Raw genomic sequence first — 16,649 nt, forward strand, 5'->3', positions numbered from 1 at the left:
CCCTGTTCAGGTGTGGCTGAAGCCTGATGTGCTCGAACGGCTGGATTCCTACTGCTTGTTTTATGGCGTCGGACGCGGACGTGCCATTGGCCATCTGCTGCAGGGGGCCCTCCCTGATCCCAGCTGGCTTCCGCAGCGACCGGTCTTTCTCGAGGAGTCATCTGACGGCGCAGAAGCTTGCACCGGAACGCCGGCAGAAACCACGCCTGAAGCTGATCCATCCCTCCCGTCTGCTGCTGAGCGGCCGATGCCGTTGTTCCAGGCCGGAGATCGCATCAGCAACAACAGCGGACGACGCCATGGGGTCATCGCTGAGGAGCCCTGTCTGTGGGCCGAGCCGGTGCCACTGCCCAACTGTGGCCAGCGCCCTGGCCACTGGACCTACGCCGTGGCCTGGGATGGTCAGATGGGGCTGACCATCCGCTACGCCGAGGATCTGCTGCGTCCGCAGGAGCAAGACCGACAGGTCGGCTGAGGGGCTGTGGTCACTGGCCCTGGTTCTGGCTGTGGGATGAGAAGGCGGGACCTTGGAGCACTCAATGACCTGGCTGCTGCTGCTGTTGATCCCCATGACGGCCGCCGCAGCACCGCAACTTCCCCTGAGTCCGCAGCAGTCGATCGTGGAAGCACACCGCTCACTGCTGGCAGCTGGATGGCATCGAGCCGGATCAGCAGCCATCTCCTAATGAACGTCGCTGGTCCGCAGTGACGCTGGACAGCTTGTCCTCCTGTTCCGGCACTGGGGAGGGGTTCTGTCGGTTCGATTACCGCCGTGAAGGTGAGACGCTGTCGGTGGTGACTGTCCCCTCGAGGCCAGGTGAAGCCTCCGTTGGTCGGGTGACCCAGTGGTGGTGATCAGGGGTTGAGCCGCTGTTCCAGCCAGCCGTCCTCCCGGCGCCAGAGCAGGCGCTGGTGAGGGTGGTGGCTCAGGTCGAGCAGTTCCACCTGCTGGATGCTGATCGGCACCACCACGAAGTGGTCCGGCACGGGAACACCCTCCGGGAGTTCCTGGGGGAAGGGCGCTGCGGGTTCAAAGGGTTGACCTGGATGCGGCCATCCCCACAGGGCTCGTCCACTGGGAGACAGGGATCGCCACTGGGCCTGGTCTGGGGAGGCCGCCACCGGTGCAGCTGTTCCCCGAAGCCGGTACTGCTGCTTGGCTTTCGTCAGCAGCCAGCAGAGTTCCACCTGGGGTTGATGGTTCAGCTCGGTGATTTTGCTGCTGCGGCCATCCGTGTACAGCTCCAGTTGATCCGTTCCGTTCCAGCCGCGGAACACCAGCGTTCTCACCCTGGGGGTGCCATCAGAGGCCACGGTGGCGAGTTGCAGCCAGCGGGCACTCACCTGGCGGCCTTCGCGCTTGAGGGCACCGCGAAGTCGTTGGCGCCAGGAGGGCAGGTCTCCATCCGTCGCTGCTGTCATCGACTGAAATAGCTCCTCAGAACGGAAAACATGGGCTGGCAGGGTTGATCAAAGAGTTGATCATCACCGTGGCGAGTGACCTGAAAGAGCGTGTGCTCAGTGCCCTGCGCGCTTGCCGAAGCTTGGACGACTTGGTGGCCTTGGATGAACAATTGGCCATTGATTGTCGCGACGCTCCCTTGCACCGCGTGATCTGCGATGCCCTTCGCGATCGCAGTGTGGCCCCGGTGGAAGCCGCTAATTGGCTGACGACCCTGATGGAGCACCGCAACCAGCAGCTCACGGCTTGTTTGAACCTGTCCTGCCAGGTCTGAGGTCAGGAGAGTCCAAATAGCCTGGCCTGCTCAACGGCGGCTCGGATCACGATGGCGTGCCTCCTCACCAGGGGCATCAGTTCGTCGTACCCCCCTCCGATCACTGTGGCGATGGGGATGCTCCGGCGCAGGGCCGCATCCAGGACGAGTCGATCGCGTCGTAACAGTCCCTCGTCGCTCAGCTCCAGTCGTCCAAGCCGGTCATCCCGGTGGGGGTCCACACCGGCGTTGAACAGCACCAGATCCGGTTGTTGGTCATCCAGCACCTGCGGGAGTCGGTCCCCGATGGCGGCCAGGTAGTCGTCATCTCCGGTTGCATCCCCGAGGGGAATGTCGATGTCGCTGGCCACTTTGCGCAGCGGAAAATTGCTGGCGGCGTGGACGGACAAGGTGGTGATGCGCGGCTCATGGGCAAAGCAGGCCGCGGTGCCATCGCCCTGATGCACATCCAGGTCCACCACCAGCAAGCGTTGCACCTCGCCGTTGTCCAGCAGCACCCGCGCTGTTATGGCCACGTCATTAAAGATGCAGAATCCGCTCCCAAAGCCGGGATGGGCGTGATGGGTTCCCCCTGCCAGGTGACAGGCGATTCCATGCTGAAGTGCCAGGCGAGCCGTCAGCAAGGTTCCCCCGACAGATAGCCAGGTGCGCTGCACCAGGGGGCGGGTGGCAGGAAGCCCAATGCGGCGCTGCTCCGAGCGGCTGAGTTGATCACGGCTGAAGGCCTGGTGGTAGCTGCGACGGTGGATGCGCTCCAGATCCCGTCGGGGGATGCTGAGGGGGCGGCGGATCTGGTTGGCCTGCAACACCTGCTCGTCAAGCAGCAAATGACGCAGCAGCCTGAATTTGGCCATCGGAAAGCGATGGGTCGATGGCAGCGGCGCCGAGTAGAGCTCGTGATAAACAGCGTGGAGTGTCAAGGGTCCAGCCGCAGTTGGCAGGCCGCAAACTGCGCGTTCACGTCATTGAATCCTCTGGCGATGTTGGCTTTGCCGTCATGCGGAGTCTCCTGATCGGCCGCCATCCGCTGAAGAACCTGCTTGATCAGGTCTTGGACTCGGGGTCTGGAGATGTCCCCATCGCGCAGCAAGCGACAGAGCACGGCTCCTCCTCCGGATCCGAGCCCGTAAAAAAACGATTCGAAATCGAGGTTCAGGGATTGAGCCTGAGGCGGGGACGCTGTGATCAGCGCAAACGCGAGGGTGACGAGCGAACGCACGGGCCTGAATGAATGGCCCTATTCAAAGGTCAGGCCAGCTGACGTTCCATCAGCCAGGAATTGAAGCCACTGCGTTCCATTTCCGCGATGCAGTCCTGTTGTTTGCGGAGATGGCTCTGGCGGACACGCGTCAGCCGCTGTCCCTCCTGGCTGGACAGGCCGGCGGCCAGCCGCTGCTGGTGAAGCAGGTCCAGCTCATGGTCGAGATGGTCCATCAGTCTCAGCAACGAATATCCCTGCTTGATCTGCTGCTGGCTGAGCTCACTGACGAACCGACGCATCGCATCCTCTTAAGGATCTTTTAACTCTTGCATGCTGCGTCTCGCGGGACTCGGGCGTCTTGAGCCTGAGGGAACGGCCCGACGTGTTGTCGGGCCAGGCCTCCGTGTGTGAGGGGTGTCTCAAGCCCCAGCAGCAGCTTCCCGCCTTTGGCCAGTCGATGGGTGACCAAGGGCGCCAGCAGATGTGTCTCGGTGTGACTGGGCCGATTCCTGGTGCGATCGCCCAGGCGTCCACCCCAGATCTGGGGCACAAAAAAGCCCTATGCGATGTACTGGGCCGGGTGATGGGGATAATTCCATTGTGCATGCTCTCGTCAACACCAGATGTGGTGGTTGTTCGCCAGTGGGCACCAGGTTTGTCGGCGATATCCTCCGCTCAGCGAAAGAAGCTGCAATGTGCGCCTGGAGCCCTAGGAACCCAGCTCAATCCAGGTCCAACTTGAGAAAGCAAAAGAAGTATCACTACGTTTGGGACCTCGATTATGGCGTCCCACGCCTCGCTAGTCACACCAAGCGGGACCGTCTCAAACTTTTTGTTGATTCCGACGGTGATGGCCTGTTCACTAAGGCTGATGCTCTGGTTGGTCGTGCACGAATTTTCCGGGGCCAGGGCCGTGGCCAGCTGCTGGAGGGAGGCAGTTTCGGCACAATCCTGACGTTTATGCACTCGAACCCAGCATTGAAGGTTTCCATGGCGACCTTCCAACGATGGTGGGGTTTCCCTTCCGGTCTCCAGCCGGTGAAGAGGTTGCTGTCTTCCAGCAGGTGCTCCAGGAGCAGTTGGTCTAAAACCGCCCGTTTCGGATGAATGCACCAGGCGGTGCAAGAGTTCCATGCTGCTTGGTTTGGCAGAGAATAAGGAGATGTTGGCTGCGGCCAGTCATCGTCCGAGAGTTGCGTTAGGTATCAAAAGACTGGTGGAGATTTCGATGCGACTTGCCTTACTCCTTCTGCTGGTGTCGTTAACCCCTGCAGCTGTTTTCGCCCATGAATCCAAGTCAACCGCTGAGGGGATGACAGAAGAATTTGCGACTGCCGAGGCGATGCGGCTTGTTCCCAAAGGTGCGTCGGTGACAGATACCTCTTGCCGGAGTCAAGACGTTGCAGATTCGACCCGCTATAGCTGCATAGTCACCTACAGCGATTGACGCCTGACATCCCAGACCACAGGTGGTCCGTAGTTGCGCCGTGTTCGCTGGTTGCGCAATTAAAAAAAACCGCCCTGGGGAGGCGGCTGAATGTGCCTTCGGTAACAGGCTTCTTGCGAAGTCGGGGAGACAGGATTCGAACCTGCGGCATCTTGCTCCCAAAGCAAGCGCGCTACCAAACTGCGCCACTCCCCGGACGCTTCTCAAGATTAGCGTTTAGCCCATATCCAGCAGGTAGTGGACCACGGCAGCCCGGTAGTCCTCATCAACCCCCTCGTCTTCGATCGGTCCGCACACCTCATCGGGCACGCGGTGGATGCGGGTGAGCGGCTTCATTTCATAAGTCTCACCCTCAGGTTGTCCGCAATCCTTGCTGCGGTCCCAGATCTGCCGGGCGTCGCCGCGGTAGAGGCCAACGATCTGTCCAAGGTGGGCAAAGGTGTTGGATCCGGTGCGGCAGACCACGATGGCCAGGCAGGCATCGAACTCATCGGTGGAGAGATGGTTGCCGCCGTCCCGCACGGCCCGCTCCTCCATTCCCAGAACCATTTTCTCGAGGGCACAACTGCCCTCGTAGAGCCAGCTGCGAACGGTGATTCCGATGAGGGTCATGCGGCCTGGGTGACGAGGATCTGGGCCAGGTTCACCGCGCTGCGGAGCGCACCCTCAGCACGGCCGAACCCAGGACCCTCCACATAGTCTCCGCAGAAGCCCAGCGCACTGGCATCACACCACTGCAGCGATTGCGGCAAGGGGTGATCGAGGGGGCTGGAGGCTCCCCAGCGCATGACCCCCAAAGACTCAGCCGCCTCGCAGGCGCCTTGCAGCTCCGGCCATGGTTGCAGCAGCTGCGGCAGCAACTGCCGCAGCCGCGCCTCCTCCTGTTTCAGCAGAACCGGCTGCGTTTGGGGTGTGATGGGTTCGCCGGAATCCAGGCCGTGCATCGCCAATCCGGTGCGGTTGTCGGCTTGCGGGTGCAGCACAAGGCGCTCCACCCGCCAATGCGCCTGGGCTTCAGGGGTGAGCCAGATCTGACGCGGCAGTTGGTCGCCGTTCAGGGGCAGATCCAGCATCAGGTTCCAGCGCACGTCCGCGCGGCTCTGCGCCAGAGCGTCCAGGGCCTGGTCCAGGTCCGGGTCCTGGCCCGAAGGAACCGCCTCCCGCAACGGCACCTGCCGCCAATCGAGCATGGCCAGAGAACGTGGATGGGCCAGCAGGCTGCCGCTGAGCACCAGGCGACTCGCCCGCAGCTGCCAGTCGCTGCCGTCCTCGGAAAGGCACCAATGGTTGCCATCCTGTTGCAACGTGCGGATCCGCCGTCCGAAATGTTGCGTCGACGCGCCCTCACCCATAGCCAGTAAGGCTTCGCAGATGCTGGCCATGAACGGCTGACCCTCCAGCCACTCCACATCAGCAGCTCCTTCAGCACGGCTGGCCGACCCATCCATCGCCAATGTGACGACGGTTCCTTCGGCTGGACGCAGGCAGCCGTTCTCACGCAACGGGGCCAGCAGGGCCTTGAGCCCTTCCGGTAAGGGATCATCCAGATGAAAGCCTGGCGCTCCGTGATCGAGTCGCCATTGGGGACGATCCCGACGCCGGCGTGAGGCCGTCCGACCACCTGGACCCCGGCCGGCTTCAACAAGGGCGATTGTTCCGCTCCAGTTGAGCTGTCGGAGCCTCGCAATCAGGCTGCATCCAGCCAGCCCAGCGCCGATGACCACCAGATCGGCATCAACCATCAGCCAAGTTCACATCCAATATTTTTCGGCGGCAACGCGGGAGAACAGCCCACCCAGCAGCGCCAACAGCAATGTCAGGCCGAAGAACACGAAGTAAGCCATCCGTCGCCTGTCGTCCGATCGATTGCGCCGTTTCTAACAGCAAGGGATCTCAACAGCCTCCCCAGTCACGGGACGACATTAATTGATGTCAACCATTGGAATGGGTCGCCTGAGATTCGAACTCAGGACCAGCCGGTTAAAAGCCGGATGCTCTACCGCTGAGCTAGCGACCCGCCCGCTTGGGCATGCCATTTCAGGCACCAATGGACATTATCACTCGGTCCGGCAGAGGATTAGAGGGTGTTGTGAACCTGTGATGGCTCCGTTGATCTCGGCCTCAGCGCCATGGCCGGCGGCTCAGATCCACCCCGGGGCTTGGGTGTCTGCGTCGGCGGTGGTGATCGGAGACGTGACCATGGAGCAGGGGAGCAGCCTCTGGCCCACAGCCGTGGCCCGGGGGGATTGCGCTGAGATCCGCATCGGAGCCCGCAGCAATGTTCAGGATGGTGCCGTGCTGCATGGCGATCCCGGTCAGCCGGTGCTGATCGGGGTTGATGTCACGGTCGGCCATCGAGCCGTGATTCACGGTGCGACCCTGTCGGACGGCTGTCTCGTCGGAATCGGCGCCATCGTTCTCAGTGGCGTCACCGTGGGAGAGGGGGCGTTGGTGGCCGCCGGTGCTGTCGTAACCAAAGACGTTCCAGCCCGCAGCCTGGTGATGGGCGCACCCGCGCAGCTGAAGCGGGAGCTCAGTGCTGAAGCGGTGGAGGACCAACGCAGCCATGCCCACAGCTACGCCGAACTGGCCAGGCAGCACGCCAAAGCAGGCGGCTGATTGCTGCATTTTTGATCAGCTTGAGGTCTTGGTCGTGGGTTTCTCGCGGAAGTCCGTAAGATCGCCCGGAAGTCTTCCAACCCCCATGAGCGTCGCCCGCGTTGCCATCGGCCTCGTCGTCATCCTCGCGATCGTCGCCTACTCCGCATACAGCGTGATCACCACGGGCCAGGTGCTGGGCATTGATGCTCGCCTCTTCCTTGTCGTGGCCCCAATCCTGGCTGCTGTGAGCTGGGCCGCCTTCAACATCGGCCGTGCCGCCGTGGGCCAGCTGCAGCTGCTGATCAAGCGCAGCCGCGCCTGATTTCAACGCACGGCCAACACAGCAAGCATCCGTAGGCTGAATGCTGCTGGCTTCAGCCCTTGGTGTCTGTTGAACGATCCGTCACTGTGCTGGGGGCAGGCCTTGCCGGCACTGAAGCGGCCTGGCAAGTGGCCCGTGCCGGCATACCGGTAACCATCGTTGAGATGCGTCCGGTGCGACGTTCTCCTGCACATCACAGCAGTGATTTCGCTGAGTTGGTCTGCAGCAACAGTTTTGGTGCCCTGAGCAGCGATCGGGCTGCAGGGTTGCTGCAGGAAGAAATGCGGCGCCTGGGCTCCCTGGTGATTGAAACAGCGGACGCCCATGCCGTGCCCGCAGGAGGAGCTCTGGCCGTGGACCGCGGCCGATACAGCGCCGCGCTCACTGAAGCGCTGGATCAGCATCCTCTGGTGACCATCGAGCGGCGTGAACAGCAGGCTCTGCCGGGAAAAGAACAGATCACCGTGCTGGCAACGGGGCCGCTGACCAGTGAACCGCTGGCCGAAGACCTCCGAGCCTTCACCGGACGGTCGGATTGTCACTTCTTTGATGCCGCCAGTCCGATCGTCCATGGCGACAGCATTGATCTCAACGTTGCCTTCCGCGCCAGCCGTTACGACAAGGGCGATGCGGATTACATCAACTGCCCGATGGACAAGGTGCAGTACCTCGCCTTCCGTGAGGCCCTGCTGACGGCTGAACAGGCTGAGCTCAAGGATTTCGACAAAAACGACGCCACCTTTTTCGAGGGATGTCTGCCGATCGAAGAGCTGGCTCGTCGGGGCGAGGACACCATGCGCTACGGCCCGCTCAAACCCATTGGCCTGTGGGACCCCCGCTGGGGTGATGTGAACGACCGGGATGTGCGTCGTGCCAAGCGGGCTTATGCCGTGGTGCAGTTGCGCCAGGAAGACAAGGACGGTCGGCTCTGGAATCTCGTGGGCTTTCAGACCAACTTGAAATGGGGTGAGCAGAAACGGGTGCTGCAGATGATTCCCGGTCTGGCCGAAGCCGAATTCGTGCGTTTTGGGGTGATGCACCGCAACACCTTTCTGGAGTCGCCGCAATTGCTCGAGCCCACCCTGCAATTCCGCAGTCGTTCCTCACTGCTGGCGGCAGGCCAGATCACCGGTACCGAGGGCTATGCCGCCGCTGTGGCCGGTGGCTGGCTGGCGGGCACCAATGCCGCCCGCCTCGCCAGAGGATTGGCGCCGATTGATCTGCCCGCCACCTGCATGAGCGGCGCCCTGACCCACTTCATCAGTGAAGCTCCCACGGCCAAATTCCAGCCGATGCCCCCCAACTTCGGCCTGCTGCCGGAGCTGCCGGAGCGGATTCGCGACAAGCGCGCCCGCTATGGCGCCTACCGCGACCGTGCCCTGCGGGATCTTGAACGGATCGAGGCCCTGACGCCGAACGCCCTGGTGGCATGACCGCCGACACCGCAGCGTTTCGCCGGATCGAACAGCGTTCGTTGCGCTTCGGGATCGGGGCCAATGCGGTGATGACCCTGGCGGGTTTTGCCGCCCACGTGGCCACCGGCTCCTCAGCTCTGCTTTTGGACGGCCTCTACTCAGCGGTGCTGGTTGGCTCCTCGTTGATCGCCAGTCGGATCAGTCGCAATGTGGTGCGACCTCCGGACCGGGCCTGGCCCTATGGATACGAAGGGCAGGAGGCTCTGTATGTGCTGTTCCGATCACTGGTGCTGCTTGGGGTGATCGGCTTTGGGGTCGGCAGTGCGGCGTCGTCCCTGATCGACTGGTGGAACGGGACGCCGCCCCCTCCGCTGCATCTTGAGCCGGTGGCGGCTTACACCACAACCATCACAGCGCTCTGCGCTCTGCTGGCCTGGCGTCATCACTGGGACTGGATTCGCACGCAGCGCATCTCGCTGCTGCTGCTGACGGAGGCCCGGAATGCCCGCATCGATGCCCTGATCACGATGGCCACCGGACTGGCCCTGCTGGCTTCGCCGTGGCTGCTGTTGACACCGTTCGCTGCGCTGGCGCCGATCACTGATGCCCTGTTGGTGCTGCTGGTCAGCCTTGCCCTGTTGCGCTAACCGTTGATGGCGTTGCGGAACGCCATGGCTCAAGCCGCTGGCTGCGCAGCCGACCCGGAGATTCTTCAGCACACCCGACAGGTTCTGATGCAGGAGTTGGTGGGCCTGCAGCTGCAGATGATGGATTTCACGGTGCAGCAGCTGGGACGAACTGCGTTTGTGGTGGTCTACATCAATCCTCTGCAAGCCCAGGACAGCGCGGTGATTGACGGCCTGCGCCACCACATCGATGCCCGTTGCTCCGCTGACCTCGGCCGACCGGTGCGCTCGGAGGTGATTCTCACCGCGAAACCACCAATTCATCAGGTTGATCCGCAGCAGCAGGCGGCCCCTTAGCGTCACCGCCTATGGATCCGACACCATGAGCGAACAGCAGCACTGGGATGCCGTGGTGATCGGCTCCGGTATCGGCGGGTTGGTTACCGCCAGCCAGCTGGCGGCCAAGGGAGCTCGCACCTTGGTGCTGGAGCGCTATCTGATCCCAGGCGGCAGTGGCGGTGCCTTCAAGCGCGAGGGCTACACCTTCGATGTGGGCGCCTCGATGATCTTCGGCTTCGGTGAGAAGGGATACACCAACCTGCTCACCAGGGCTCTCGCTGATGTGGGCGAGCACTGCGAGACCATTCCGGATCAGGCCCAACTCGAATACCACATGCCGGGGGGGCTCAACATCGCCGTTGACCGCGATTACAAGACGTTCATCGCCGATCTGTCCGCCCGTTTCCCCCACGAGGCCAACGGCATCCGACGCTTCTACGACACCTGTTGGCAGGTGTTCAACTGTCTGGATGCGATGCCGTTGCTGTCGCTGGAGGATCCGGCGTACCTCACCAAGGTGTTCTTCAAGGCACCACTGGCCTGTCTGGGGTTGGCCCGTTGGCTGCCCTTCAATGTCGGTGCGGTAGCCCGCCAGCACATCAAGGATGAGCAGCTGCTGAAGTTCATCGACATCGAATGCTTCTGCTGGTCGGTGATGCCAGCCGATCGCACCCCGATGATCAATGCCGGCATGGTGTTTTCCGATCGCCATGCCGGCGGCATCAATTACCCCCGTGGTGGGGTTGGGGTGATCGCTGAAAAGTTGGTTCAAGGTCTTGTGCGCAATGGCGGCGCCATTCGCTACAAGGCGCGGGTCACCGAGGTGCTGCTCGAGAACGGTGAGGCGGTTGGTGTGAAGCTGGCCGATGGCGAGACCATCCGGGCCAAGCGGGTGATCTCCAATGCCACCCGCTGGGACACCTTTTCGGGGCAGGACGATGGCTCCAGGCGGGCCGGGCAGGCGCTGGTGGATGAAGCCAACACCCCGAAGAAGGAGGCCTTCTGGCGTCGCCGCTATGTGCCGTCGCCCTCGTTTCTTTCCCTGCATCTGGGGGTACGGGCCGATTTGATTCCAGCCGGTACCCACTGCCACCACCTCCTGCTTGAAGATTGGCAGCGGATGGAGGACGAGCAGGGGGTGATCTTTGTGTCGATGCCGTCGTTGCTGGATCCGGATCTGGCACCGGCCGGGCATCACATCGTTCACACCTTTACGCCGTCGTCGATGGAAGCATGGCAGGGGCTCTCCCCCACTAATTACCGCGCCAAGAAGGAGGCCGATGCGGCTCGCTTGATTCAGCGGCTTGAGGGGATCCTTCCCGGCCTCAGTGGTGCCATAACCCACAAGGAGATCGGCACGCCTCGCAGCCACCGACGGTTCCTTGGTCGCTTTCAGGGCAGCTATGGCCCGATTCCGGCGATGCAACTGCCTGGACTATTGCCGATGCCGTTCAACCGCACCGGTGTGCGCAATCTCTATTGCGTCGGGGATTCCTGTTTCCCCGGCCAGGGCCTGAACGCCGTGGCCTTCAGTGGCTTTGCCTGTGCCCATCGGGTGGGTGCTGATCTGGGCCTCAACCCCTGGGCGCTGCCGGCCTGATTCCGTTTCTAAGGTTGCTCAACTGCTGAGGATCCATGGCCTCCGATCCCCAACCCAGCTCTGAGCAGCTCGCCCGTTATCTGGAACAACGTGGTGAGCTCACCAAGCCCTGGAACCTGCAGATGCTGCGTCTGCAAAAGCTGAAGGAGGCCAAGGACTCGATGGATCATGAGGAATATATCGCCACCATTCAAGAGGCCCATGCCGATTTGATGCGTCTTGGCGCGTTTTGTAAGGGTCGGGAAGCCGAGGTGTTCGGTGGCGCCTATGTCCCGTCTGAACAGCTTGAGCCCCATCCTGGTTCAGCGGAGGATCGCTGATGGTTTCCAGTTCCTGTGTTGAACGCTTCGGCCTGTCGCCGCTGATCCGCACCACGTTGCTCAGTTTGTATGTGGCGCTGGTTCTACCTCTGCCGCTGTTGGCTCCACAGGAGTTGCGGTGGTGGATGGCAAGCGGACTGTTGTTTGGCCTGATCCTGGTGCTGGGTCTGCTCAGTGAGCAGGTGGAAACCGACGCCGCCGGTATTCAGGTGGGCTATCCGACCTGGATCCGCTGGCTGTTGCGCCGCGGTTGGTTCATGCCATGGCAGGACATCCGCGCACTGGTGCCCGTTGGCACCAGTCAAGGTGGCACGGTCTATTACCTCAAGGCAACGGATCTCCGCCACCAGCTTCTCCCCCAGCGGATCGAGCGCTTCGATCATTTCCTGGCGGTGCTCAGCGAGCGCTCATCTGTGTCAACAGCCGGCATCGGCCGGTTGACTCCCCCCTGGACCTATCAAGTCCTGCTTGGACTGGCGCTGTTGATGGTGCTGGCTGAACTGGCAGGCGCGTTTGCTGTCAGTCAGCACTGGATCAATTTGCCGGAAGGTTATCCAGGCTGAAGCGATAGCCCCGCTGTCGCACGGTGGTGATGCCGCCGCCTTCACCAAGCCCTGCCTGCTCCAGTTTGCGACGCAGGGTCAGCACCTGGGTGTCAACCGAGCGAGGTCCTCCGCTGAAGGGAGGCCAGGCCATGCGCAGCAGCTCCTGACGGCTGCGCACTAGGCCGGGCGGCATCAGCAGGGCGCAGAGCAGGGCGAATTCCCGGGGGCTTAGTTCCACCGGCTGGTCTCGTAAGGTGACTTGTCGCAGCAGCAGGTGAACCTCCAGTGGTCCCACCGTGACACGCTCCTGCAGGCCGTTATGACCCCGCTTGAGCAGGGTGCGGCAGCGGGCCGCTAGCTCCTCCAGTCCGAAGGGTTTGCGCAGCACGTCATCGGCGCCGTCATCTAGCAGTCCCACCACCGGGTCAGCTCCGCTGCGGGCCGTCAGCACAATCACGGGGCAGCGCAGTTGATCGGCCAGGCGCAGGGCAGAACCCTGTTCAAGAATTTCGGCGCTGACCAACAGATCAGGGGATTGCTCCTGGCAGAGTTCCTGGGCTTCCGATGCTCTGCCGACCGCTGCGGTGAGGTGGCCGTCCTGACGGAGTCGCTGCACCAGAACAGTGCGCAGGGTGGGGTGCGGCTCCACGACGAGAACTCGTGATGGCTCCTGTCCGGTTCCGGACTGGGGCAGGATCAGCGGATCAGCGCTGGGGGCGCTAGGTTCAGCTGTAAGATCGCGTGGTGTGGAGGTCACTGATTTGATCAACGCGCCACTACGCTAAGCGGAAAATTCTGTACCGCTGGTAGCAGAGGCAGCTGTCTTCTCAACCGATGACGTCTCTCGACGATCCGGAATCCATCCGCCACTTCCAGTCCCTGTGTGATGCCTGCCAGGAGCTGACGACCCGCTATCACTCACCATCTGAGCTGCGGTTGTACGCAGACGGTTATCTTCATGCCCTGCGTCGCTGCGGCAGCCTGGATTCCCGCCAGCAGCACCGGTTGGAGCAATTGATCGACCGCTGGATCATGGATCCTTCCAGCTTCATTGGACCGGATGGGGACGTCAGCACCTTGTATCTGCGACGGCCCCAGGGGCACTGATCAGCTGGCGAGGGCAATCTCGAGCTTTTCCTTCAGTTCACCGGCGTTGTACATCTCGATCAGGATGTCGGAACCTCCGATGAATTCTCCGTTGACGTAAACCTGAGGAATCGTCGGCCAGCTGGAGAAGTCTTTGATGCCCTGACGGATCTCCATATCGGAGAGCACATCAAAGGTTTCGAAGCTGACGCCCAGGGAGTGGAGAATCTGAACCACGTTGTTCGAGAAGCCGCACTGGGGCATCAACTTGCTGCCCTTCATGAACACAAAGATCGGGCTTGAGCCGATCAGGGCCTCAATGCGGGAGCGTGTGGAGTCGTCCATGGGAATGTCAGGGGCTGGGGGAATCTGCTGGGGTGGCGGTGGACAGGGCCAGGGCATGGATAGCTTCGCTGGCCAGTTCCTGTTGCAGTGCTCCGTAGACCAGTTGATGCTGGCGGATCCTGGACAGACCCTGGAAGGCCACAGACACCACACTCACCTGAAGATGGTCACCACTACCGGTGAGGTCCTCAACGGTCACCTTGGCATCGGGGATGGAGCGCTGAATGGCGGCTTCAACGGCGTCCGGCTGAACCATGGGAATTGAAGACCTGAACTAAGCGATGCTGACAGAAGGTGTTCGCGGGTGTCAGCTGCCGGCTGGAGCAGCCCCTTTGAATTCGGTGTCGACGAAGCCGAGTTCCAGCAGGCTCTGGTATGCCTTGCGGCCCTGGGGCTGTGCTGGAGTCATTAGCTTGACGACCTCCACCAGCACAGGAACGGCAATTTCCGGCTGATTCTGACGACGGAACAGCGCGGCAAGGCGCAGATCCGCTTCCGCCAGGAGTCTTAGGGCTTCACGGCCCTTGGTGTCCATTTCGCGGGGGATGCGGGCATCGAGACCGCGGAAGGCACCGCTCAGGTCGCGGTAGAAGGCCAGCAGCTGCTTGGACGCCTTGCGGGCATTGTCGTATTGCTGGCGCGCCTTGGTGAGATCTTCGGCTGCAGCGGCGGCATCGCCCCGGTTGATCATCGCCTGCACAGCCGCTGGATTGAATCCATCCGACTTCTGGGCCAGAACGCGATCGCTGGATGCTGTCTCTTGAGCCACCACCGGCAGGCCAGCCAGGCCCAGGCTCGCCACCAGGGCCATGGCGGAGAGCAAGGAACGACAACCCATGGGGCAAAGAAGTTTGAAGATGCGGACTTTATAAGAAGTACAAAGGTCTGCCCACTGCTGCACGGGCCGCTTGTTCAGCCGTATGCATCGCGCGGGCGAGGTCCTGATTGAACCGCAAACCGGACTCCCGTCCACCCGTTGTTGGAACATTCATCGGCTCTCCGAAGCAAAGCGCTGCCCTGCTGAATGGCCGAGGTGGTCTCTGGCCGTAGCCGATGCCAACGGGGACCACGGGAACGCTCAGCCCCTGCCGCTCGGCCAGCTGCACCAGACGAACGAGCCCCTGATGCAGCCGGATCGGTCGATCCGTGCGTTGGATCTGCCCCTCAGGGAAGACCACCAGCTGCTGGCCAGCCGTCAGCAGATCAATGGCCAGCCGCAGGGTGGTCATCGATGGGCGCCGCTGATTCACCGGAAAACATCCGAGTCGCTGCAGGAACCAACCCTGAAGGCCACGCATCTCAGTGGTCGTCACCATGAAGCGGCAATCCCGACCGGTGACCCGTCGTCCCGCTGCCATTGGCAGCATCAGGGCATCCCAGCGGGCCCGGTGGGTGGGGGCCAGCACCACAGGGCCGCTGTGGGGCAGATGTTGCGGATTCAGAACCAATCGCTCGCGGAATTGCAGCTTCAGTGCGATGTCCTGAGTGACCAGCATCGCCAGAGGGGCCCAGCGAGGGTCGATGCCCACCTGCAGTGTGGATTCACGGTTCGCCAGGGCCGCTGACAACAGGCTGAAAGCGCATTTGAGCGGAGCGAACCTAAAGCCAAGTCCGCCCTGCATAGGATCGGCTTAGACAGACGTTGGTATGGCCAGCCTCGGGGTCAACATCGACCACATCGCCAACATCCGCCAGGCACGCCGGACGGTGGAACCGGATCCTGTGCCCTTCGCCATGCTCGCCGAACTCGGCGGTGCCGATGGCATCACGGTTCATCTGCGGGAGGATCGACGCCACATCCAGGACCGTGATGTGCAGCTGCTGCGTCAGACGGTGCGCTCCCGTCTGAATCTGGAGATGGCAGCGACGCAGGAGATGGTGGAGATCGCCCTGGCCGTTGGACCGGACATGGTCACCCTTGTGCCGGAAAAGCGTGAAGAGGTCACCACCGAGGGAGGGCTGGATGTGGCCGCGCAATTAAGCGTGCTGGCACCAATGGTGGAGCGGCTGCAGCAGCAAGGCATCCCCGTGAGCCTGTTCGTTGATGCTGAAACCAGCCAACTGGAGGCCTGCCGCAACAGCGGGGCCCGCTGGGTGGAACTGCACACCGGGACCTACGCCGATGCGTCCTGGGCGGACCAGCACGGTGAGCTGGCACGCATCACGGAGGGGGCTGCCACAGCACGCCATCTGGGCCTTCGCGTCAACGCAGGCCATGGACTCACTTATCAGAACGTGGAACCGATTGCTGCGATTCCTGGGATGGAGGAATTGAACATCGGTCACACGATCGTGGCCCGTGCGGTTGCCGTCGGTCTGCAACAAGCGGTGCGCGAGATGAAGGCCTTGATCCAGAATCCCCGCCTGGATCCCCTGTTCGGACACGCGCTCGGATGACTGCTTATCACTTCGCTGCTGCCAGCGAGCGGTTTCTGACCGTTGAAGAACCGTTGGAAGAAGTCCTGCGGGAACGTCGGCGCAACTACGAGGAGAACAGCAAAGCCATTGATTTCTGGTTGGTGCGTCAGCCCGCCTTTCTGGAAACCAACGAGCTGAGCGCCATCAACACCCAGCTGCCCAAACCGGCGGCGGCCGTAGTGTCAACCGATCCCACCTTCATCACCTTCCTGAAGTTGCGATTGGAGTACGTCCTCGAGGGAAGCTTCGAGGCTCCCTCCGCAGCGATTCCCGATGCCCTGGCCAGCACCGCCGCATGAATCGGCAATCACTTCCGGTGAGTCAGAGGATTGCCCTGCTGGTGCAGGCCCTCGACGGTGCTGAAAAAACCAACAAAGCCCTTGCCACCTGTGCTGATGGGGAGGCGATGGTTCAAATTCTGCTGGGTGCCTCCGCCAAGCTCGGCCTTGGTCTGACCCGGCGCGATCTGATGGAAACTCCGCCGATCCGGGACTGGATCTGGTTCAAGAGCAACGATCCCCTTGTGACGGTGGGGGATGCCAAGCCCCGTTACCGCCAGGAATCCGTCGACGACAAACCCCGTCGCAAATTCCTCGGTCTGTTCTGACAGCTCTAGAACTGTTGATCAGACTTCCAACGACTCACGCT

Annotated in this window: 28 protein-coding genes and 2 tRNA genes; 17 read left to right on the top strand and 13 right to left on the bottom strand. The window is 62.1% G+C overall.

All coding sequences use genetic code 11. The features are described from left to right. Positions 1–10: 10 nt before the first annotated feature. The 3 genes from SynA1524_RS04390 to SynA1524_RS12990 all read left to right on the top strand — a co-directional run bounded on the left by SynA1524_RS04390 (position 11) and on the right by SynA1524_RS12990 (position 855). A complete protein-coding gene (locus SynA1524_RS04390; protein ID WP_186499109.1) occupies positions 11–475 on the top strand; it encodes a hypothetical protein in 465 nt (154 codons plus the stop codon). A gap of 64 nt (positions 476–539) precedes the next feature. After that, entirely contained in the window at positions 540–686 is a 147-nt protein-coding gene (locus SynA1524_RS12985) for a hypothetical protein (RefSeq protein WP_286188683.1), read from the top strand. Between the two features lie 34 nt (positions 687–720). Beyond that, a complete protein-coding gene (locus SynA1524_RS12990; RefSeq protein ID WP_286188685.1) occupies positions 721–855 on the top strand; it encodes a hypothetical protein in 135 nt (44 codons plus the stop codon). Here the strand turns inward: SynA1524_RS12990 and SynA1524_RS04400 are convergent, their stop codons facing one another. Continuing rightward, positions 856–1,422 carry a pyridoxamine 5'-phosphate oxidase family protein gene (locus SynA1524_RS04400; protein ID WP_186499110.1) on the bottom strand — a complete coding sequence of 189 codons (567 nt, stop codon included), beginning with the start codon at positions 1,420–1,422 and terminating at the stop codon, positions 856–858. Between the two features lie 44 nt (positions 1,423–1,466). Between SynA1524_RS04400 and SynA1524_RS04405 the strand changes: the two genes are divergently transcribed. Next, positions 1,467–1,736 (top strand): hypothetical protein, encoded by a 270-nt coding sequence (locus tag SynA1524_RS04405; protein WP_286188686.1) that lies wholly within the window; start codon positions 1,467–1,469, stop codon positions 1,734–1,736. 2 nt (positions 1,737–1,738) lie between these two features. Here SynA1524_RS04405 and SynA1524_RS04410 read toward each other — a convergent pair whose 3' ends face one another. Genes SynA1524_RS04410 through SynA1524_RS04420 form a run of 3 tightly spaced genes read right to left on the bottom strand, consistent with a single transcriptional unit; the run spans position 1,739 to position 3,236 of the window. Continuing rightward, complete coding sequence (locus tag SynA1524_RS04410) at positions 1,739–2,656, bottom strand: histone deacetylase family protein (RefSeq protein WP_186499111.1); 918 nt, start codon at positions 2,654–2,656, stop codon at positions 1,739–1,741. Beyond that, positions 2,653–2,955, bottom strand: a complete 303-nt coding sequence (locus SynA1524_RS04415; RefSeq protein ID WP_186499112.1) for a hypothetical protein — start codon at positions 2,953–2,955, stop codon at positions 2,653–2,655. The genes SynA1524_RS04410 and SynA1524_RS04415 overlap by 4 nt, the downstream gene beginning before the upstream one ends. A 29-nt stretch (positions 2,956–2,984) precedes the next feature. After that, positions 2,985–3,236 (bottom strand): hypothetical protein, encoded by a 252-nt coding sequence (locus SynA1524_RS04420; RefSeq protein WP_186499113.1) that lies wholly within the window; start codon positions 3,234–3,236, stop codon positions 2,985–2,987. 833 nt (positions 3,237–4,069) lie between these two features. Between SynA1524_RS04420 and SynA1524_RS04425 the strand changes: the two genes are divergently transcribed. Beyond that, entirely contained in the window at positions 4,070–4,384 is a 315-nt protein-coding gene (locus SynA1524_RS04425; protein ID WP_186499114.1) for a hypothetical protein, read from the top strand. Between the two features lie 121 nt (positions 4,385–4,505). On the opposite strand, the gene SynA1524_RS04430 is transcribed toward SynA1524_RS04425, so the two are convergent. The 4 genes from SynA1524_RS04430 to SynA1524_RS04445 form a co-directional block, all read right to left on the bottom strand. Further along, positions 4,506–4,579 (bottom strand) — tRNA-Pro (locus SynA1524_RS04430). A 21-nt stretch (positions 4,580–4,600) separates the two neighbouring features. Then, on the bottom strand, positions 4,601–4,996 hold the full coding sequence (locus SynA1524_RS04435) for a hypothetical protein (RefSeq protein WP_186499115.1): 396 nt from the start codon (positions 4,994–4,996) through the stop codon (positions 4,601–4,603). After that, positions 4,993–6,126: an NAD(P)-binding protein gene (locus SynA1524_RS04440; protein ID WP_186499116.1), complete on the bottom strand. Its 1,134-nt coding sequence runs from the start codon at positions 6,124–6,126 to the stop codon at positions 4,993–4,995. Before SynA1524_RS04440 ends, SynA1524_RS04435 begins: the two co-directional genes overlap by 4 nt. Before the next feature lie 203 nt (positions 6,127–6,329). After that, a tRNA-Lys gene (locus SynA1524_RS04445) sits at positions 6,330–6,401 on the bottom strand. A gap of 83 nt (positions 6,402–6,484) precedes the next feature. On the opposite strand from SynA1524_RS04445, the gene SynA1524_RS04450 reads away from it, so the two are divergent. The 8 genes from SynA1524_RS04450 (at position 6,485) to SynA1524_RS04480 (ending at position 12,170) form a co-directional block, all read left to right on the top strand. Beyond that, complete coding sequence (locus tag SynA1524_RS04450; protein ID WP_186499117.1) at positions 6,485–7,003, top strand: gamma carbonic anhydrase family protein; 519 nt, start codon at positions 6,485–6,487, stop codon at positions 7,001–7,003. A 181-nt stretch (positions 7,004–7,184) separates the two neighbouring features. Further along, positions 7,185–7,307 (top strand): photosystem II protein Y, encoded by a 123-nt coding sequence (locus SynA1524_RS04455; protein ID WP_042504240.1) that lies wholly within the window; start codon positions 7,185–7,187, stop codon positions 7,305–7,307. 62 nt (positions 7,308–7,369) lie between these two features. Beyond that, the gene (trmFO, locus tag SynA1524_RS04460; RefSeq protein WP_186499118.1) at positions 7,370–8,740 is read left to right on the top strand and encodes an FADH(2)-oxidizing methylenetetrahydrofolate--tRNA-(uracil(54)-C(5))-methyltransferase TrmFO; all 1,371 of its coding nucleotides are present in this window, start codon (positions 7,370–7,372) and stop codon (positions 8,738–8,740) included. Beyond that, complete coding sequence (locus SynA1524_RS04465; protein WP_353616575.1) at positions 8,737–9,369, top strand: cation transporter; 633 nt, start codon at positions 8,737–8,739, stop codon at positions 9,367–9,369. The genes trmFO and SynA1524_RS04465 overlap by 4 nt, the downstream gene beginning before the upstream one ends. A gap of 6 nt (positions 9,370–9,375) precedes the next feature. Then, a complete protein-coding gene (locus tag SynA1524_RS13180) occupies positions 9,376–9,705 on the top strand; it encodes a hypothetical protein (RefSeq protein ID WP_353616576.1) in 330 nt (109 codons plus the stop codon). 25 nt (positions 9,706–9,730) lie between these two features. Next, positions 9,731–11,287 (top strand): carotenoid isomerase, encoded by a 1,557-nt coding sequence (gene crtH / locus SynA1524_RS04470; RefSeq protein ID WP_186499119.1) that lies wholly within the window; start codon positions 9,731–9,733, stop codon positions 11,285–11,287. Between the two features lie 35 nt (positions 11,288–11,322). Then, complete coding sequence (locus SynA1524_RS04475) at positions 11,323–11,607, top strand: hypothetical protein (RefSeq protein ID WP_186499120.1); 285 nt, start codon at positions 11,323–11,325, stop codon at positions 11,605–11,607. Further along, complete coding sequence (locus SynA1524_RS04480; RefSeq protein WP_186499121.1) at positions 11,607–12,170, top strand: hypothetical protein; 564 nt, start codon at positions 11,607–11,609, stop codon at positions 12,168–12,170. The genes SynA1524_RS04475 and SynA1524_RS04480 overlap by 1 nt, the downstream gene beginning before the upstream one ends. Here the strand turns inward: SynA1524_RS04480 and SynA1524_RS04485 are convergent. Beyond that, positions 12,142–12,909: a response regulator transcription factor gene (locus SynA1524_RS04485; protein WP_186499122.1), complete on the bottom strand. Its 768-nt coding sequence runs from the start codon at positions 12,907–12,909 to the stop codon at positions 12,142–12,144. The genes SynA1524_RS04480 and SynA1524_RS04485 overlap by 29 nt on opposite strands. A 77-nt stretch (positions 12,910–12,986) precedes the next feature. Here SynA1524_RS04485 and SynA1524_RS04490 point away from each other — a divergent pair, with 77 nt between their 5' ends. Then, positions 12,987–13,259 (top strand): DUF6761 family protein, encoded by a 273-nt coding sequence (locus SynA1524_RS04490; RefSeq protein WP_186499123.1) that lies wholly within the window; start codon positions 12,987–12,989, stop codon positions 13,257–13,259. On the opposite strand, the gene grxD is transcribed toward SynA1524_RS04490, so the two are convergent. From grxD to SynA1524_RS04510, 4 genes are read right to left on the bottom strand one after another with little or no spacing between them, the layout of a single operon-like run. Then, on the bottom strand, positions 13,260–13,583 hold the full coding sequence (gene grxD / locus SynA1524_RS04495; RefSeq protein WP_186499124.1) for a Grx4 family monothiol glutaredoxin: 324 nt from the start codon (positions 13,581–13,583) through the stop codon (positions 13,260–13,262). Positions 13,584–13,590: 7 nt separating this feature from the next. After that, positions 13,591–13,839 carry a BolA family protein gene (locus tag SynA1524_RS04500; protein ID WP_186499125.1) on the bottom strand — a complete coding sequence of 83 codons (249 nt, stop codon included), beginning with the start codon at positions 13,837–13,839 and terminating at the stop codon, positions 13,591–13,593. Between the two features lie 51 nt (positions 13,840–13,890). Then, positions 13,891–14,421 (bottom strand): hypothetical protein, encoded by a 531-nt coding sequence (locus SynA1524_RS04505; RefSeq protein WP_186499126.1) that lies wholly within the window; start codon positions 14,419–14,421, stop codon positions 13,891–13,893. A 28-nt stretch (positions 14,422–14,449) separates the two neighbouring features. Beyond that, positions 14,450–15,151 carry a lysophospholipid acyltransferase family protein gene (locus tag SynA1524_RS04510; protein WP_286188687.1) on the bottom strand — a complete coding sequence of 234 codons (702 nt, stop codon included), beginning with the start codon at positions 15,149–15,151 and terminating at the stop codon, positions 14,450–14,452. A gap of 79 nt (positions 15,152–15,230) precedes the next feature. On the opposite strand from SynA1524_RS04510, the gene SynA1524_RS04515 reads away from it, so the two are divergent. Genes SynA1524_RS04515 through SynA1524_RS04525 form a run of 3 tightly spaced genes read left to right on the top strand, consistent with a single transcriptional unit; the run spans position 15,231 to position 16,608 of the window. Continuing rightward, positions 15,231–15,980: a pyridoxine 5'-phosphate synthase gene (locus SynA1524_RS04515; RefSeq protein WP_186499128.1), complete on the top strand. Its 750-nt coding sequence runs from the start codon at positions 15,231–15,233 to the stop codon at positions 15,978–15,980. Continuing rightward, positions 15,977–16,300, top strand: coding sequence for an MgPME-cyclase complex family protein (locus SynA1524_RS04520; protein ID WP_186499129.1), 324 nt, complete (start codon positions 15,977–15,979; stop codon positions 16,298–16,300). Before SynA1524_RS04515 ends, SynA1524_RS04520 begins: the two co-directional genes overlap by 4 nt. Next, entirely contained in the window at positions 16,297–16,608 is a 312-nt protein-coding gene (locus SynA1524_RS04525; RefSeq protein WP_186499130.1) for a hypothetical protein, read from the top strand. Before SynA1524_RS04520 ends, SynA1524_RS04525 begins: the two co-directional genes overlap by 4 nt. Positions 16,609–16,649: the final 41 nt, after the last annotated feature.

The organism is Synechococcus sp. A15-24, assembly GCF_014280195.1.
In the GTDB taxonomy this organism is placed as follows: domain Bacteria; phylum Cyanobacteriota; class Cyanobacteriia; order PCC-6307; family Cyanobiaceae; genus Parasynechococcus.

What these genes read in the sequence shown, in the direction of transcription:
- SynA1524_RS12985 (WP_286188683.1), top strand. Translation starts at nt 540, where the DNA reads ATGACCTGGCTGCTGCTGCTGTTGATCCCCATGACGGCCGCCGCAGCA.
- SynA1524_RS04400 (WP_186499110.1), bottom strand. Translation starts at nt 1,422, where the DNA reads ATGACAGCAGCGACGGATGGAGACCTGCCCTCCTGGCGCCAACGACTT.
- SynA1524_RS04420 (WP_186499113.1), bottom strand. Translation starts at nt 3,236, where the DNA reads ATGCGTCGGTTCGTCAGTGAGCTCAGCCAGCAGCAGATCAAGCAGGGA.
- SynA1524_RS04425 (WP_186499114.1), top strand. Translation starts at nt 4,070, where the DNA reads ATGCTGCTTGGTTTGGCAGAGAATAAGGAGATGTTGGCTGCGGCCAGT.
- SynA1524_RS04435 (WP_186499115.1), bottom strand. Translation starts at nt 4,996, where the DNA reads ATGACCCTCATCGGAATCACCGTTCGCAGCTGGCTCTACGAGGGCAGT.
- SynA1524_RS04440 (WP_186499116.1), bottom strand. Translation starts at nt 6,126, where the DNA reads ATGGTTGATGCCGATCTGGTGGTCATCGGCGCTGGGCTGGCTGGATGC.
- SynA1524_RS04450 (WP_186499117.1), top strand. Translation starts at nt 6,485, where the DNA reads ATGGCTCCGTTGATCTCGGCCTCAGCGCCATGGCCGGCGGCTCAGATC.
- SynA1524_RS04465 (WP_353616575.1), top strand. Translation starts at nt 8,737, where the DNA reads ATGACCGCCGACACCGCAGCGTTTCGCCGGATCGAACAGCGTTCGTTG.
- SynA1524_RS13180 (WP_353616576.1), top strand. Translation starts at nt 9,376, where the DNA reads ATGGCGTTGCGGAACGCCATGGCTCAAGCCGCTGGCTGCGCAGCCGAC.
- crtH (WP_186499119.1), top strand. Translation starts at nt 9,731, where the DNA reads ATGAGCGAACAGCAGCACTGGGATGCCGTGGTGATCGGCTCCGGTATC.
- SynA1524_RS04475 (WP_186499120.1), top strand. Translation starts at nt 11,323, where the DNA reads ATGGCCTCCGATCCCCAACCCAGCTCTGAGCAGCTCGCCCGTTATCTG.
- SynA1524_RS04480 (WP_186499121.1), top strand. Translation starts at nt 11,607, where the DNA reads ATGGTTTCCAGTTCCTGTGTTGAACGCTTCGGCCTGTCGCCGCTGATC.
- SynA1524_RS04490 (WP_186499123.1), top strand. Translation starts at nt 12,987, where the DNA reads ATGACGTCTCTCGACGATCCGGAATCCATCCGCCACTTCCAGTCCCTG.
- grxD (WP_186499124.1), bottom strand. Translation starts at nt 13,583, where the DNA reads ATGGACGACTCCACACGCTCCCGCATTGAGGCCCTGATCGGCTCAAGC.
- SynA1524_RS04500 (WP_186499125.1), bottom strand. Translation starts at nt 13,839, where the DNA reads ATGGTTCAGCCGGACGCCGTTGAAGCCGCCATTCAGCGCTCCATCCCC.
- SynA1524_RS04505 (WP_186499126.1), bottom strand. Translation starts at nt 14,421, where the DNA reads ATGGGTTGTCGTTCCTTGCTCTCCGCCATGGCCCTGGTGGCGAGCCTG.
- SynA1524_RS04515 (WP_186499128.1), top strand. Translation starts at nt 15,231, where the DNA reads ATGGCCAGCCTCGGGGTCAACATCGACCACATCGCCAACATCCGCCAG.
- SynA1524_RS04520 (WP_186499129.1), top strand. Translation starts at nt 15,977, where the DNA reads ATGACTGCTTATCACTTCGCTGCTGCCAGCGAGCGGTTTCTGACCGTT.
- SynA1524_RS04525 (WP_186499130.1), top strand. Translation starts at nt 16,297, where the DNA reads ATGAATCGGCAATCACTTCCGGTGAGTCAGAGGATTGCCCTGCTGGTG.